At 66.6% G+C, this 14,399-nt stretch carries 14 protein-coding genes and 1 pseudogene; 7 read left to right on the top strand and 8 right to left on the bottom strand.

Features of this window, described 5'->3' with window-relative positions; genetic code table 11:
- Positions 1-2 precede the first annotated feature (2 nt).
- Positions 3-167, top strand: coding sequence for a hypothetical protein (locus LMQ14_RS14300; RefSeq protein WP_267730253.1), 165 nt, complete (start codon positions 3-5; stop codon positions 165-167).
- A 38-nt stretch (positions 168-205) separates the two neighbouring features.
- Here LMQ14_RS14300 and LMQ14_RS14305 read toward each other — a convergent pair whose 3' ends face one another.
- The gene (locus LMQ14_RS14305) at positions 206-2,959 is read right to left on the bottom strand and encodes an FHA domain-containing protein (protein ID WP_267730254.1); all 2,754 of its coding nucleotides are present in this window, start codon (positions 2,957-2,959) and stop codon (positions 206-208) included.
- Positions 2,960-3,314: 355 nt separating this feature from the next.
- Between LMQ14_RS14305 and LMQ14_RS14310 the strand changes: the two genes are divergently transcribed.
- Positions 3,315-4,160 (top strand): SDR family NAD(P)-dependent oxidoreductase, encoded by an 846-nt coding sequence (locus LMQ14_RS14310; RefSeq protein ID WP_267730255.1) that lies wholly within the window; start codon positions 3,315-3,317, stop codon positions 4,158-4,160.
- A gap of 4 nt (positions 4,161-4,164) precedes the next feature.
- Here the strand turns inward: LMQ14_RS14310 and LMQ14_RS14315 are convergent, their stop codons facing one another.
- The 3 genes from LMQ14_RS14315 to LMQ14_RS14325 all read right to left on the bottom strand — a co-directional run bounded on the left by LMQ14_RS14315 (position 4,165) and on the right by LMQ14_RS14325 (position 7,572).
- Positions 4,165-4,668, bottom strand: coding sequence for an isoprenylcysteine carboxyl methyltransferase family protein (locus tag LMQ14_RS14315; protein WP_267730256.1), 504 nt, complete (start codon positions 4,666-4,668; stop codon positions 4,165-4,167).
- Positions 4,669-4,854: 186 nt separating this feature from the next.
- A complete protein-coding gene (locus tag LMQ14_RS14320) occupies positions 4,855-7,089 on the bottom strand; it encodes a molybdopterin-dependent oxidoreductase (RefSeq protein WP_267730257.1) in 2,235 nt (744 codons plus the stop codon).
- A 51-nt stretch (positions 7,090-7,140) separates the two neighbouring features.
- Positions 7,141-7,572 (bottom strand): PPOX class F420-dependent oxidoreductase, encoded by a 432-nt coding sequence (locus LMQ14_RS14325; RefSeq protein ID WP_267730258.1) that lies wholly within the window; start codon positions 7,570-7,572, stop codon positions 7,141-7,143.
- Between the two features lie 186 nt (positions 7,573-7,758).
- Here LMQ14_RS14325 and LMQ14_RS14330 point away from each other — a divergent pair, with 186 nt between their 5' ends.
- The 3 genes from LMQ14_RS14330 to LMQ14_RS14340 all read left to right on the top strand — a co-directional run bounded on the left by LMQ14_RS14330 (position 7,759) and on the right by LMQ14_RS14340 (position 9,459).
- Positions 7,759-7,941 (top strand): hypothetical protein, encoded by a 183-nt coding sequence (locus LMQ14_RS14330; protein WP_090601910.1) that lies wholly within the window; start codon positions 7,759-7,761, stop codon positions 7,939-7,941.
- 63 nt (positions 7,942-8,004) lie between these two features.
- The gene (locus LMQ14_RS14335) at positions 8,005-8,454 is read left to right on the top strand and encodes a nuclear transport factor 2 family protein (RefSeq protein WP_267730259.1); all 450 of its coding nucleotides are present in this window, start codon (positions 8,005-8,007) and stop codon (positions 8,452-8,454) included.
- 123 nt (positions 8,455-8,577) lie between these two features.
- Positions 8,578-9,459 carry an alpha/beta fold hydrolase gene (locus tag LMQ14_RS14340; protein ID WP_420714512.1) on the top strand — a complete coding sequence of 294 codons (882 nt, stop codon included), beginning with the start codon at positions 8,578-8,580 and terminating at the stop codon, positions 9,457-9,459.
- On the opposite strand, the gene LMQ14_RS14345 is transcribed toward LMQ14_RS14340, so the two are convergent.
- From LMQ14_RS14345 to LMQ14_RS14360, 4 genes and pseudogenes are all read right to left on the bottom strand, one after another.
- Positions 9,456-9,932, bottom strand: coding sequence for a nuclear transport factor 2 family protein (locus tag LMQ14_RS14345; RefSeq protein WP_267730261.1), 477 nt, complete (start codon positions 9,930-9,932; stop codon positions 9,456-9,458). The two genes, LMQ14_RS14340 and LMQ14_RS14345, sit on opposite strands and share 4 nt — an antisense overlap.
- Positions 9,933-9,942: 10 nt before the next feature.
- Positions 9,943-10,236 (bottom strand): annotated as a pseudogene (locus tag LMQ14_RS14350) (SDR family oxidoreductase); the annotation flags it as partial.
- A 67-nt stretch (positions 10,237-10,303) separates the two neighbouring features.
- Positions 10,304-11,107, bottom strand: coding sequence for a mycofactocin-coupled SDR family oxidoreductase (locus tag LMQ14_RS14355; protein WP_267730262.1), 804 nt, complete (start codon positions 11,105-11,107; stop codon positions 10,304-10,306).
- Complete coding sequence (locus tag LMQ14_RS14360) at positions 11,104-12,702, bottom strand: flavin-containing monooxygenase (protein ID WP_267730263.1); 1,599 nt, start codon at positions 12,700-12,702, stop codon at positions 11,104-11,106. The genes LMQ14_RS14355 and LMQ14_RS14360 overlap by 4 nt, the downstream gene beginning before the upstream one ends.
- 130 nt (positions 12,703-12,832) lie before the next feature.
- Here LMQ14_RS14360 and LMQ14_RS14365 point away from each other — a divergent pair, with 130 nt between their 5' ends.
- Positions 12,833-13,111 carry a 2Fe-2S iron-sulfur cluster-binding protein gene (locus LMQ14_RS14365; RefSeq protein ID WP_267730264.1) on the top strand — a complete coding sequence of 93 codons (279 nt, stop codon included), beginning with the start codon at positions 12,833-12,835 and terminating at the stop codon, positions 13,109-13,111.
- A gap of 92 nt (positions 13,112-13,203) precedes the next feature.
- Complete coding sequence (locus LMQ14_RS14370) at positions 13,204-14,388, top strand: acyl-CoA dehydrogenase family protein (protein ID WP_267730265.1); 1,185 nt, start codon at positions 13,204-13,206, stop codon at positions 14,386-14,388.
- Positions 14,389-14,399 lie beyond the last annotated feature (11 nt).

Below are 14,399 nucleotides of genomic sequence, written 5' to 3' on the forward strand. Positions count from 1 at the left end.
TCATGCCAACTATTGAGTCGCGTCTCCGCCAGGAGCTGCGCAACTATGCCGTGGAATTGCGTCAGCTGGCGTACACCCTGCCCGGCGGGGTTGGCGAGCATGACCTTCTTCAGCTGTCCGCTCGGATGCATGCCGCGTCCGAGCAGGCAGTCCGCAGGGGGGCCTAGCCACCCATTCGGGATCGCCGACCCTCATTGTCGAATGGTCAGCGCCCACCTTTGAGGCGAATCTTCCAGCGCACGAAGCTCAGGTAGAAAACGCTGATCGCGATCAGCATGCCCATGTTGAACCACCACGTGCCGGCATTGTGGTGCCAGAGTGCGTCCTTCGGGACCTGAGGGCCGGGTTCCAAATGGGTCAGGTCGATGGTGGACGCCGACGCCGCGAAACCCCATCGTGCCGGGGTGACCCAGGACATCTGGTCGAGCCCGATGCGACCGGTGACGGGAATCATGCCGCCGGAGAACACCAGCTGTGACATCACCGCAACCACCAGCAGCGGCATGATCTGATCGTTGGACTTGGCGATCGCCGAGAGCGCCAACCCGAGCATCGCCGAGGCGACCGTTGTCGCCGCGACATCGACGAAGAGCTCCAGCGGAGCCTTCCCCAGCGCCGCGGCGCCCCGCGTCGGTCCGCCCTTGCCCAGCAGCGTGATGACGGTGACGATGCCCGACTGCACCACCGCGAACACGGTGTAGACGCAGACCTTGGCCAGCAAGTAGGCGGTCGTCGAGAGGCCGACCGCCTGTTCTCGCAGGAAGATGGCGCGCTCGCCGATCAGGTCTCGGATCGTCAACGCGGTCCCCATGAACACCGAGCCGACATTCAACAGCACCAAGATCTGCCCCGGTTCAGTGGGCGCGTTGCCCACCGGGTTCGGCATGCCGAAGCCCACGTCGCCCGGCACGGACATCGACAGCGAACCCATGATGAACGGCAGCAACGCAAGAAAGACGAAATAGCCCCGGTCGGAGACGATCAACCGGATCTGGCGTCGCGCGATCGTGGAGAACTGCCGCAGCAGACTCGTGTGCGACGGATCGCCGATCTCGGCCGGTTGTTCCGGCGGCGGCGGTGGCGGTGGCGGGCCGGTGCGCGCCAGGTATTGCGCCTTGGCTGAATCGGGATCGCCGGCGACCGAACTGAAGATGTCGGCCCAGTTCGTCGTCCCCATGGCCGCACCGATTTGGGCGGGCGGCCCGCAGAACGCGGTCTTGCCGCCGGGCGCCAGCAGCAGTACCTGGTCGCAGACGTCCAGGTAGGTCAGCGAATGGGTGACCACCAGCACCACGCGGCCGGCGTCGGCCAGCTGCCGCAGCATCGTCATGACCTGGCGGTCCAGCGCCGGGTCCAGACCGGACGTCGGCTCGTCGAGGATCAGCAGCGACGGACCGGTCAGCAATTCGAGCGCCACCGAAGCACGCTTGCGCTGACCGCCGGACAGCTTGTCGACCCGGGTGTGCAGGTGCTGGGTCATCTCCAGCTCCTCGAGCACTCGGGCAACCACCTGCTCGCGGTCGTCCTTGGTGGTGTCGGGCGGCAGCCGAAGTTCGGCCGCGTACCCAAGCGCCTGTTCCACGGTCAGCTGACCGTGCACCACGTCGTCCTGCGGCACCATCCCGATCCTGCTGCGGAGCGAGGCGTATTCGGCATGGACGTTGTGGCCCTCGAACGCGACAGTGCCGTTGGTGGGGTGGGTGTAGCCGGCCACCAGCCGGGCGAAAGTCGACTTGCCGGCACCGGACGGACCGATCACCGCCGTGAGGGTTCCGGGACTGGCGCCCAACGAGATGTCGTCGAGCAGTGTCTTGTTGTTTTCGATCGTCCAGGTCACCCCGCGCACGTCCAGACCGCCGAGGCGGGTCTGTGCCGCGGTGTCGGCATCGCGGCGGGCCAGCGCCCCGCCGGCGAACACCAGGTCGATGTTGCCGATCGTGACGACGTCGCCATCCGTCAGCAGCGCGGAGTCGACGCGCTGACCATTGACGAAGGTGCCGTTGATGCTGCGGTTGTCGTGGATCTCCGTGCCGCCCGGCGTGGTGATCAGGGTCGCGTGGTGACGCGACGCCAGCACCTCGGGAATGACGATGTCATTGTCATTGGCCCGGCCGATCTTGATCGCGCCCGGCGCGTCCCCTCCGGCCTTGCCCGGCCGCAGGATCTTCATCATCGACGTCGCGAGATTCGCGCCGTCGCCACCGACGCGGCCTGTCATGGCGGTCGGAGGGTCGACCGGCGCGGCCGGGGGAACGTGCCCGGGCTCGGCCCGGTAAATGTGCGGCGAGGACATCGGACTGCTGGCCGGTCCGGCCGGTTGGGTGCCCGTCGGGTGCGACGGCACCGGCGCGGCCGGATGGCTCGGCTGCGAACCGGTCGGATACGTCGGGAGCGGCCCCGATGGTGCACCGGACTGCTGACCACCGGGCGGATATGTCGGGAGTTGGCCCGACGGCGCCCCGGGGTGCTGCCCGCTGGGCGAATGCGTCGGCATCGGCCGCGACGGGCTCGCCGGTGGCTGCGGGGGCAGGCCCTGTGCCACCGAGCCGGTCGGTGGGCGTCCTTGATGCAGCCGCGGGTCGTAGGACCCAGTCGAAATCGGGATTGATGTCGTCAGGGGCGGGGTTCCGGCGGAACCCCGATGGCGGCCGACCTCGAAGGTCACCGTCGGCCCGTCCGGGTTGCCGATATTGACGCGCTGGCCGTCCTGGATGTCGACGGCCGGGACCCGGCGGTTGTTGACGTACAGGCCATTGAGGCTGCCGTTGTCGATGGCGATCCACCGGCCCTGGTCGAAGCGCAACACCAGGTGAATCCGGGAAATCAGCGGATGCGCGACACGGACGTCCGCCCGCAAGTCACGCCCGATGACCACATCGTTGCCGGGTGCAAAGGTCCGTTCGGATCCCTCGTACCGCACGGTCAGCACGGGTGGGGCTGCTCGGCTCACGAGCCCCACTGTATCGGCGTCGGGGCCGTTCCGGGGACTGGTCGTCGATTCGGGTTACCGCATCGTTCTTTTTTTGCGGCCTGCAGCGTGGCGAAGGCTCAACCGGTTTGGTTCGCGCCGTCGCGGACAGCCCGCCGCGCATGTGGCGGCACGCCGTGCGTTCGGACGGTCGCGTCGCCCGGACCTCGGGGAACTTTGAATGATCGGAACTCCCTACGAATAGACCTGTGGGCCAGTGCTTTTCGAGACCGTCGCGTCGGGCAGAACATCGGCCGCCAACGGTAAGTGGTGAGTAGGCACGTCCCGGACCGGTGAATTCGGCCTCGATGCCAATCGATTTCAGCGAGTGCTCGAAGATATGAGCATGGAGCAGCCACCTCACGCCGGTTCGTTGCTGAGCGACCGGATCGCGGTGGTGACCGGCGGCGGGGGCGGTATCGGCGCGGCAACCGCACAGCTATTCGCAGAGCACGGCGCCCAGGTCGTCATCGCCGATATCGACGACGAACTCGCCAGGCGGACCGCCGACCAGATCTCGGCGTCGGGCGGGGTGGCGTGGGCGATCGTCACCGACGTGCGAGACGCCGACCAGGTTGCCGCCCTGGCGCGATCGGTGCTGGATCGGTTCGGCCGCATCGACGTGTTGGTCAACAATGTCGGCCATTGGTTGCGGCACCCCGGCGATTTCGTCGACACCGACCCGCAACTGTGGGACGAGCTCTACCGGATCAACTTGCACCACGTCTTCCTGGTCACCCATGCGTTCCTGCCAGCGATGGTCGGTCAACGCCGTGGCTCGATCGTCAACGTCTCCTCTGTCGAAGGGTTGCGCGGCTACCCCGAGGATCCGGTCTACGCCGCGTTCAAGGCGGCCGTCATTCATTTCACCCGCAGTCTCGCGGTTCAGGTGGGCCGGGACGGGGTGCGGGTCAACGCCATTGGACCCGACGTCACCGAATCGTTGCAGGTGCCCTACTCGCAGTGGCTGTCCGCAGACGAGCAAGCGCTGTGGCCCCAATGGGTTCCGGCGGGACGGATGGGCCTGCCCGAGGACCAGGCCCGGGTGATCCTGTTTCTGGCCTCGGACCTGTCGGCCTTCGTCACGGGCCATACGATCCCGACCGACGGCGGTACCGGTGCGGCCGGTGGCTGGTTCCGTTCGTCGCGGCGGACCGACCGAGAGTGGACGAACCGACCGATAGCGCCCTGATAGCTCAGACGTAGGCCAATGCGGCGTTTTCCAGACGAATTCGTACGTTCAGCAGCAGCGCGTTGGCGATGCTGAACGCGATCGCCGTCAGCCACGCCGAATGGATCAGCGGGAGCGCCGCGACCTCGGCGACCACCGCGATGTAGTCGGGGTGGCGCACCCATCGATACGGACCGCGCCGAACCAGCGGTGCGCCCGGAATCACGATGAGCCGCGGATTCCAGTGTCGCCCCAGGGCCGCGGCGCAGCGCCAGCGGACAACGCAGCTGAGCACCACGACGGCGATCATCGGCCAGCCCAGCAAGGGGACGAACGGTCGCCCCAGGGACCAGACTTCCACTAGGCACGAAACCAGCAGCAATGCGTGCAGGCTGACCATCGCCGGGTAGTGGTCTAGGCCGAATTCCCTGCCCCCGTGGGCGATTGACCATTGAGCATTTCGGTGCGCGACGACGAGCCCGGCCAGGCGCTCAACGCCGATCATGGCGATGAATAGGTAGTAATACATGGCTTCTCCCCCCGTCCCCAGTGCAGGTGATATCGCGTTCTTGCCTATTGCTACGAGGATCTGCCCTTGAGGGTTCAGCAACTACGGCGAGCGTGAACTAGACAACACCGCGCGGCATTTGGACTATGGCCCGGTCCCCGTTGTGCCGATCGCCATAACCGTTGGCAGGGTTGCGTTTTCCGCGTGTCAGAGGCTCTGCGCGGCTTCGTATCGTGCTTGATCCTCGAGGACCGTCACCGGTATCCCGTTAAGCGCACCGTTACCGGATGGCTCGTCGATAAAGGTGGGCAGCGAAAGCGCATTGGTGTTGGCGCCGGGTGAGCTGTTGGCGACCGACATGCGGGTGCCCGGCTTGCCGTGTCCCCATCCGTGCGGCATCGACACCACACCGGGTTTGATCGCGTCGGTGACTTCGACGGGCACTTTGATCTCGCCGGCCTCCGATTTCACCGTGACGACGTCGTTGTCGCTCACGCCGCAGCGCGTCGCGTCGTCGGGGTGAATCAGCAGCGTGCACCGGTCCTTGCCCTTCATCAGCGCGGGCACGTTGTGCAGCCAGGTGTTGTTCGACCGCAGGTGGCGACGGCTGACCAGCACCAACGGCTCGGCGGGCCGCTGCATCCGCGCGGCCAGCCGGGGCAAGTCGTCGAGCAGGTATTGCGGAGCCAGCCGGATCTTCTTGTCCGGGGTGCCCAGAATCTCCGGCAGCTGCGGCACCATCGGCCCGAAGTCGATGCCGTTCGGATTCGCCTTGAGCAGGTCCAAGGTGAGCCCGCCGGGATTCTTGCCGTATTGATCCCCGAAGGGCCCGGTGCGCAGCGTGAGGTCCAGCATCCGCTCGGGGCCGCCGTGGTCGTAGAGCTTGCGGATCTCGGCGCCGTCGACACCCCGGGTGAAGGCCAGGTAGTCGAAGAAACCGTCGTCGATCGCGGCGACGTCGACGTCTTCGGCCGGTGTGCCGGTGCACAGGCCGGTCAGCCGGATCAGGATCTCCCATTCGTGCGGGCGATCACCCGGGTCGAACACCGGCGCGGAGTAATTCGCGATGCTGTGGATCGCGAACAGCAAGATCAGGTCGTCGTGGTGGGGCTGCTCGAGCGGGGAGAGCCCGGGCAGGATCACGTCGGCATGGCGCGTCGTCTCGTTGAGCCAAAGATCGACCGAGATCATCGCCTCGAGCAGCGGCAGCACTTGGTCGAGCTTGTCGCCGCCGGGCGTGGACAACACCGGGTTGCCCGCGATCGTGATCAGCGCCTTGAGTTGCCCGTCGCCGGGTGTGGCGATTTCCTCGGTCATGCACGACACTGGAGCCTGCCCGAGCACTTCCTTGGCGCCGCGCACCCGGGTGTGCCAGCGGCCGAATTCCGGGAGACCGCCCTCGAGGCCGGGCAGCGGCTGCGTGGTGATCGACCAGGCCGCCGGCTTGGGGAACATCGCCCCGCCGGGGGTGTCGAAATGGCCGGTCAAAATGTTGATTACATCGACCATCCAGCTCGCCAGGCTGCCAAACTCCTGGTTGCACAAGCCAATTCGGCCGTACACCACCGATCGCTCGGCGGTGGCAAGCTCGCGCGCCAAACGCCGGATGCTGTCCACGTCGATTCCGGTGACGTCGCTGACCCGCTCCGGCGGCCAGTCCGCGGCTACTGCGCGCATGGTGTCGACGCCGTCGACATACGGCCCGGGATTCACCAGGTCCTCGTCGAACAGCGTGTGCGCGACCGCGAGCAGCAACGCGGCGTCGGTGCCCGGCACGATCGGCAGCCACTCGTCGGCCTGGGCCGCGGTCTGGGTACGCACCGGGTCGATCACGATCACCTTGCCGCGTTTGCGAATTCCGTCGATCAGGCCCATCACGTCGGGTGCGGCCAGCAGTGAACCCTGCGACGCGGCAGGGTTGGCGCCCATAATGACCAGCAGGTCGGTGCGCTCGATGTCGGGCACCGGAAAGTTCCACCAGAGGCCGTACATCAGGTGCGACGACAGGTTCTTCGGCCACTGATCGACCGTTCCCGGTGAATACGTGACCGGCATCCCCGACATGCCCATCAGCACGCCGGCGTAGCGGGCCAGCGAAAACGAGTGCGCCAGTGGGTTACCGGTGTAGGCGGTGACCGCACCGATCCCGTATTTCTCGATCACCGGCGTCAGTAGTTCGGTGCAGCGACGAAACGCCGCGTCCCAGCTGACCTCCTGCCAGGCCCCGTCGACCTTGATCATCGGGCTGCGGACGCGGTCCGGGTCGTGGTGTACCGCGCCCAGCGATACGCCCTTCGGGCAGAGGTGTCCGCGACTCCACACGTCGTCTCGGTTGCCGCGAATGCCGGTGACCATTCCGGCCTCGACGTGAATCTCCAAGCCGCACATAGCTTCACACAGCGGACAGGTCCGAATATGTTTGCCGTCAGCTCCCGGTTTCATCCACCCACTGTATTGCGCTACCCCGGGTAGCGGAAGTAGCAAAAACGGAGGTCAGCCGACCCAGGGCCCGAAGCCGCCAACCTTCTCGATGTGGATGCGATTGAGGTATCCCGGCGGCGCGTCGTCCGGCGGGAACTGCACGCCCGGCTGTCCGAGCACGGCATTGAGTTCCGTCAGCAGCTCGGGGGCACCGCCCTCGACGATCCGTGCGGTCCCGTTGACGGACAGGTAGGGACGCGGCTTCGTTTCCGCGTGCGGACCGTCCACCGCCACGATCGTGACGGCCACCCGCGAATCGTTGCGGATGTTGCGGAGCTTCTTGTAGTCGGCCAGGTGGGCGCTGACCAGCTCGTCCCCGTCCGGCGTCGACTGCAATGCGACCCAGACCAGGCTCACCTGGGGGCTGCCGTCGGGATTGATGGTGACCAGCGTGGCATCAGCACCCTTGCCGATCAGGTTTCGTGCGGCGTCGTTGAGTTCCATGCGTTGTTCTACCGCTGCACGCCGCGATTCATTCCCGTTCGGGACGCCGGCGGGTGTAACCACCGGCGCTATTCCTTGAGAGACATTTGAATCTGACAAGTTACCTATACATCCGCGGCGCATCGGCCCTAGCGTCGACTACGTCCGAAAGACCTGCCCCAGGAGCTAGGAGCCGGAGGCGCGGCCATGACCGATCAGCAGCCCCCGATGAACATCGAGTATCTCCGTCGCGAGGTGCTCGCCCGGATAGACGCACACCCACTCGATGATTGGTCCCCCGCCTTGTTACGGGCCATGATAGCCGTCTTCGACCTGAACGGAGTCATGCCCAAGCCGCTCCAGCGCTTCCAGCCTCGTATCGTCCAGTAAGCACATTGCCCGCCTGACTAAGGTGCTATGCGGGGGCCTGCGCTCGGGTGAGGAGTCACGGCGATGGAGATATGGGAACTGGCGGCCCGTGAGCAGATCCGTGACACGCTCGCCCGCTACAACTGGTCCGGTGACGCCGGCCGGCTTGACGGGCTTGCCGAAACATTCTGCCCAGACGGCATTCTCGAGATTCGCGGCGCCGAGCCACTGCGCGGCCGATCCGAGATCGTCGCGTTCCTGGGCGGGGTCACCGGGAAGATCGCGGTCGACGCGGACGTGAAGCCGGTCGTTCGGCACAACGTCGCCAACGTCTTGTTCACCTCGTTGACTCCCGACGAGGCGCAGGTCTCGTGTTACTTCACCGTCGCCACCCATATCGGGCTGGACCATTTCGGCCGCTATCGCGACGTCCTGGTGCCCGACGGTGACGCCTGGCTGATCAAGCACCGCAAGGTGTCGACGGATTGGGCGGCCGCCGACTCGGCGATGGGCCGGCCGTCACCCGGCGGGTGATGGCTTTGAGTGTGCATCCAGGACGCCCTCAGTGCACACTCCACACCGTCAACGCACACTCAAGGCGGCGTCGCATACCGATCAGCGGAACACCGCTCACGCGTTGCGCGGCGGCATGGCAGGGTGACATGCGTGGCAAATACCTCTGCAGCGACCGTCGAGCATGACCTGCGTGAAATCTCCACCCCGAAGGGCGCTTTGCGCTACTACGACTGCGGCCCAGAATCCGGTCCGGTGCTGCTGTTCCTGCACGGCTCCGGCCCCGGGGTCACCGGCTGGCGCAACTTTCGCGGGATTCTGCCCACGTTCGCCGAGCACTTCCGCTGCCTGATCCTGGAATTCCCCGGCTTCGGGGTCACCGACGATTTCGGCGGCCACCCGATGGTCACGGCGTTCGGCGTTGTCGCGCCGTTCCTGGACGCGCTCGAAGTCGACAAGGCACACATCGTCGGCAACTCAATGGGTGGCGGCGTCGGCATCAACTTCGCCATCGGCAATCCGGACCGCATCGACCGTCTGGTGACCATCGGCGGCATCGGTACCAACATCTTCACTCCCAGCCCCAGTGAGGGCATCCGGCTGTTGCAGGAGTTCGTCGAGGACCCGACCCGGCAGCGGCTCGTCGACTGGCTCAAGTCGATGGTCTACGACCAGACCCTGGTGACCGACGAACTCATCGAAGAACGCTGGCAGCTGGCCACCGATCCCGTCACGCTGGACGCCGCGCGCCGGATGTACGGCAAGGCGGCATTCGCCGCGATGAACTCCGCGATGGCGGCCTCCGACCGGCCGTTCCCATGGGCGACCATGCACAAGCTGGCCGCGCCCACGCTGCTGACGTGGGGCCGCGACGATCGGGTGAGCCCGCCTGACATGGCGCTGATTCCGATGCGCACCATCCCCAACGCGGAGCTGCATATCTTTCCGAACTCCGGGCACTGGGCCATGATCGAAGCCAAGGCGGCATTCGAAAGCACGGTCCTGGGATTCCTGTCCCGCGACTAGGGTGCTCCCGCAAGGCCTTTCAACAGCAAGGCGTGCGCGTCGGGATTGCCGTCGAGCACCCGGCTGGTGCGAGTGGTGATCTGCCATTGTTCGTCGATGCGCCGCAGCGCGAAATGATGTGCGGTGGCGCGCCATACCCGATATCCGTCGCCGTCGCGTACCAGCACCAGGGATTCGCACACCGCCACCGCCTCGTCACCGGTGACCGTGACGACGCACGGCCCGAGGAAGTGCGAGCAGCCCTTCTTCACCAGCTTCTGGTGGGCCTCCGAGCTGATCATCGCGTGCACATCGGCCCGGCCCTGCATGCGCCAGCCGTCGACGTCGTACACGCCGTCGGTGGCCCACAGGCGCGCGCTGGCATCCGGGTCGCCGGCGTCGACCGCGGGGCCGTAGGACGCGATCAACTGCCGGATGTCGCGGTCGTCTTCGAGCCGGCGCAGCCGGGCTGCCAATTCCGCCAAGTCCGTCACGGTCGTCTCCTCATCGCTGGGTGGCGCCCGCGTCGACGGGCAGGATGATCGCGGTGATGTAGCGCGCCTCGTCGGAGGCCAGGAACAGTGCGGCGTTGGCGACATCGACCGGGTCGATCCACGGCACTGCAAGCATATTCATCGACTCCGCCGCCTCGGCGAATTCCGCACGGGTGGGCGGGCGGTCCAAGTCGGGCCGGAACGCGCTGCTGACGACGTCGTTCTGGATCATCGGCGTGTCGACGTTGGTGGGGTTGATGCAGTTGACCCGAAGATTGTGTGGCGCAAGTTCATTGGCCAGGCTACCTGGGCGCGACCGATCCCCCGTGCCGCGCCGGTGATCAGAGCAACCTTGTCGGCGAGCCGTCCGGTCATGTCGTCTTCTGGGTCAGGCCGGCGTCGACGACGAGCTGCGTGCCGGTGATATAGCGGCCCTGATCGGAGGCCAGGAACACCACCGCGTTGGCGATATCGACGGGCTCCACCCAAGGGACCGGCAGCAGGTTGCGCGCCTGCAGCACCTCGGCGGCGTCGGCCGCCGTCGGGTTGGCCAGATCGGGCCGCAGCTTCCGGTACATCTGCTCGTTGAGCACCATCGGTGTCGCGACCGCCCCCGGGTGCACGGTGTTGACCCGGATGCGTCGCGGCCCCAGCTCGTTGGCCAGCGTGCGGGCCAGCCCGACCACCGCGTGCTTGCTGGCCGTGTAGTGGGCGGTATTGGCGGTGCCGCGAAGGCCGTTGGTGGAGCTGATCAGAACGACGGATCCGCCGTCGGCCCCGATGTGCGGCACGCCCGCCCTGACGGTGTGCCACGCCCCGGTGAGGTTGATGTCCAGCGTGCGCTGCCAAACCCGCGGGTCGAGTTCCCAGGACGGGCCGCCCGGGGCGTGGATACCGGCGTTGGCGATGATGACGTCGAGCCGGCCCAGTTCGGCGACTCCGCCGTCAATCGCTGACGTCACGGCCGCGAGGTCGCTCACATCCGCATAACCTGTGACGCAGCGCCGGCCCCGACTTTCGACTTCCGTTGCGGTACCGGCTAACTCGTCGGCCAGCGCGGCGACATCGAGGGCAATCACGTCGGCACCCTCGTCGGCGAAGCGCTGACAGTGCACCCGCCCGGTGCCTTTGGCGGCGCCGGTGACCACGACGACCTTGTCGAGTAATCCAGTCATTGCTTGATTAGATCGAAGCCGCGGTAGTCGGCGCCGGCGACCTCGGCGCAGATGTCGTTGTAGGTGGCGAATCCGCCGACGAACAGCATGAAGCCCCTGGGCTTTCCAGGGACGTTGGCGCCCATGTACCAGGAGTTCGCCTTGGTGAACAAGGTCGTCTCGGCACGACGGGCGCATTCGGCGCCCCAACCGTCCACGCTGTCCACGCCTGCTTCGATCGCGGCCCACCCATGGCTGTCGAGGTAGCCGATCGCCTGGGCGATCCAGTCCACCTGGGCTTCGGCGTGCAGCACCATGTTCGCGAGCACGGCGGGAGCGCCCGGGCCCGAGATCAGGAAGAGATTGGGGAACCCGTCGACGCCCATTCCGAGATAGGTGCGCGGTCCGTGGGCCCAGTCCGCGCGCAGCGTGGCACCGCCACGCCCGACGATGTCGATGCTGCCCAGCGCCCCGGTCATCGCATCGAAACCCGTTGCCAGCACGATCATGTCCAGGTCGTAGTGCGTATCTCCCGCGTTGATTCCCGCGGCGTCGATCGAGTCGATCGGCGTGTCACGGACACTGATCAGCGAAACGTTGGGCCGGTTGAACGTTTGAAAGTAGTTGCTGTCGGTACAGATTCGCTTTGTCCCGATCGGATGGTCGGTGGGGATCAGCAGGTCGGCAACCGCCGGATCGTCGATCACCGCGCGGACCTTCTCCTCGTAGAACTTGCGAGCCTCCTCGTTGGCTTCCAGGTCGGTCATCTGGTCCGGGAATGTCTTCGAGAACAGCACCCCGCCCAGCTCCCATCGTCTTTCGAATGCCGCGCGCCGCTCCGCTGGGGTGAATTCCATCGCCGGCTTCGCGGCCGTAAGGTGCGGCGAGCCGCCGCCACTGCGCCACGACAACCGGCGCCGCTGCGCGTAGCCGGCCTTGATCTCGTCGAGCTCGTCGGCCGACAACGCTGCGTTGCCGGCCGGGACGCTGTAGTTCGCGGTGCGCTGAAACACGTACAGATGCGCGGCTTGCTCGGCAATGATCGGAATCGATTGGATGCCAGACGATCCGGTGCCGATGACCGCCACCCGCTTGCCGGTGAAGTCGACCGGTTCCCGCGGCCAGTGTGCGGTGTGGTGGGTCTCGCCGGCAAAGGTATCCAGGCCGGGGAAATTCGGGGTCATCGCGGCCGACAACGGCCCGGTCGCCATCACGGCGAACCGCGCCGAGAGCGCCAAGCCGGTGTCGGTGTGCAGCGTCCAGTGCAGTGTCGTCTCGTCGAACACGGCGGAGACGACGCGGGTGTCGAAGACGATGTCGCGGCGCAGGTCGAGCTTTTCGGCCACCCAGTTCAGGTAGTCCAGGATCTCGGATTGGGTGGCGTACTTCTCCGTCCAGTTCCACTCCTGCTGGAGTTCGTCGGAGAACGAGTAGCAGTAGTCGACGCTCTCGACGTCGCAGCGCGCGCCCGGATACCGGTTGTAGTACCAGGTCCCGCCGATCTCGGGCGCGGCCTCGAGCACCCGCACCGAGAGCCCCTGCGCGCGCAGCTTGTGCAAGGCATATAGGCCGGCGAAACCGGCGCCCACCACGACCACGTCGAGAGATTCAGTCACCAGCAGCACGCTATTGGGCGGTCCGCCGCCGAGCGCCGGCCTTCCCGGTCACCGGACGCTCCAGTCGAGTTTTCCCGGAGATCGGGCGGGCGCGGGCGCGCCGCTGAGTCGGGCGCGCACGATCGGCCGCATGGCAGACGTTGCACACCTAGAGCTCGAGCTGGACGGGCGCCGCCACCGGTTGCGCTGGCCGCGCGGCCAGATCCTGATCGATCTGTTGCTGGACGCTGGCATCGACGCGCCGCACTCGTGCCGGGAAGGCCGCTGCGGTTCGTGCGTGGCGACCGTCGTGGCCGGAGAAGTCGAGATGGCGGCGTGCGAGGTGCTGGGACCCGAGGATGTGCGGGAAGGCCTGATTCTGGCGTGCCAGGCCAGGCCGGTGAGTGCGGCTGTGCACATCGAGTTCTGACACGCATTTCCGCCCGCTCATCGGGATTTCCTTTGGGACGGGCGAGGACTGCGGTAGACCATTACTTAGCCCACACACGTAAGGACAACGATATGAGCGACCGGGTACTCGACCAGGTAGTGGCGATGGCGGACCAATTGCGCGACCAGGCCGCCGAGGCCGAACAAATTGGCCGGCTTACCGACGACACCGTCAAGCTGATGAAGGGCGCCGGCCTGATCCGGCTGCTACAGACCAAGCAATACCAAGGCTTCGAGGTCCACCCCCGCGAGTTCGCCGAGACGACGATGGCCACCGCGGCATTGGATCCGGCCGCCGGCTGGATCGTCGGCGTGGTGGGCGTGCACCCCTACCAGTTGGCCTACGCGGACCCGAAGGTCGCCGCCGAGATCTGGGCCGACGATGTCGACACCTGGATGGCCTCCCCGTACGCGCCGCAAGGTGTGGCGAAGCCCGTCGACGGCGGCTACCTCTTCACCGGCCGCTGGCAGTTCAGCTCGGGCACCGACCATTGCGACTGGATCATCCTGGGCGCGATGCGCGGCGACGAAAAAGGCATTCCGTTGATGCCGCCGCAGATGCTGCACATGATCCTGCCGCGCAAGGATTACGAGATCGTCGAGGACTCGTGGAATGTGGTGGGGCTGCGCGGAACCGGCTCCAAGGACGTGATCGTCAAGGATGCGTTCGTCCCGAGCTACCGGACGATGGACGCCACCAAGGTGATGGACGGCACCGCCCAGCGCGAGGCCGGCATGACCGAGCCGCTGTATCTGATGCCGTGGTCGACGATGTTCCCGCTGGGCATCTCCGCGGCCACCATCGGCATTGCCGAGGGAGCGCTCGCCGCGCACCTGGACTATCAGCGCGAGCGTGTGGGTGCCACCGGAACCGCGATCAAGGACGATCCGTACGTCATGCACGCGATCGGTGAGGCCGCCGCCGACATCAACGCCGCCCGCCAGGAACTGCTGGCCAACGCCGACCGGATCTACGACATGGTCGCGGCCGGCAAGGAGGTGTCGTTCGCCGATCGCGCGGCCGGCCGCCGGACGCAGGTGCGCGCGGTGTGGCGCGCGGTGTCGGCCGTTGACGAGATCTTCGCCCGCTCGGGCGGCAACGCGGCGCGAATGGACAAGCCGCTGCAGCGGTATTGGCGTGACGTCCACGTCGGGCAGATGCATGCCATCCATGTCCCCGGCACCACCTATCACGCCGCAGCACTGAGTTCCCTTGGCGTCGAACCGCCCGAGGGTCCGCTGCGGGCGTTGATCTGAACAGGAGCCTT

Source organism: Mycobacterium sp. Aquia_213 (assembly GCF_026625985.1).
Classification (GTDB): domain Bacteria; phylum Actinomycetota; class Actinomycetes; order Mycobacteriales; family Mycobacteriaceae; genus Mycobacterium.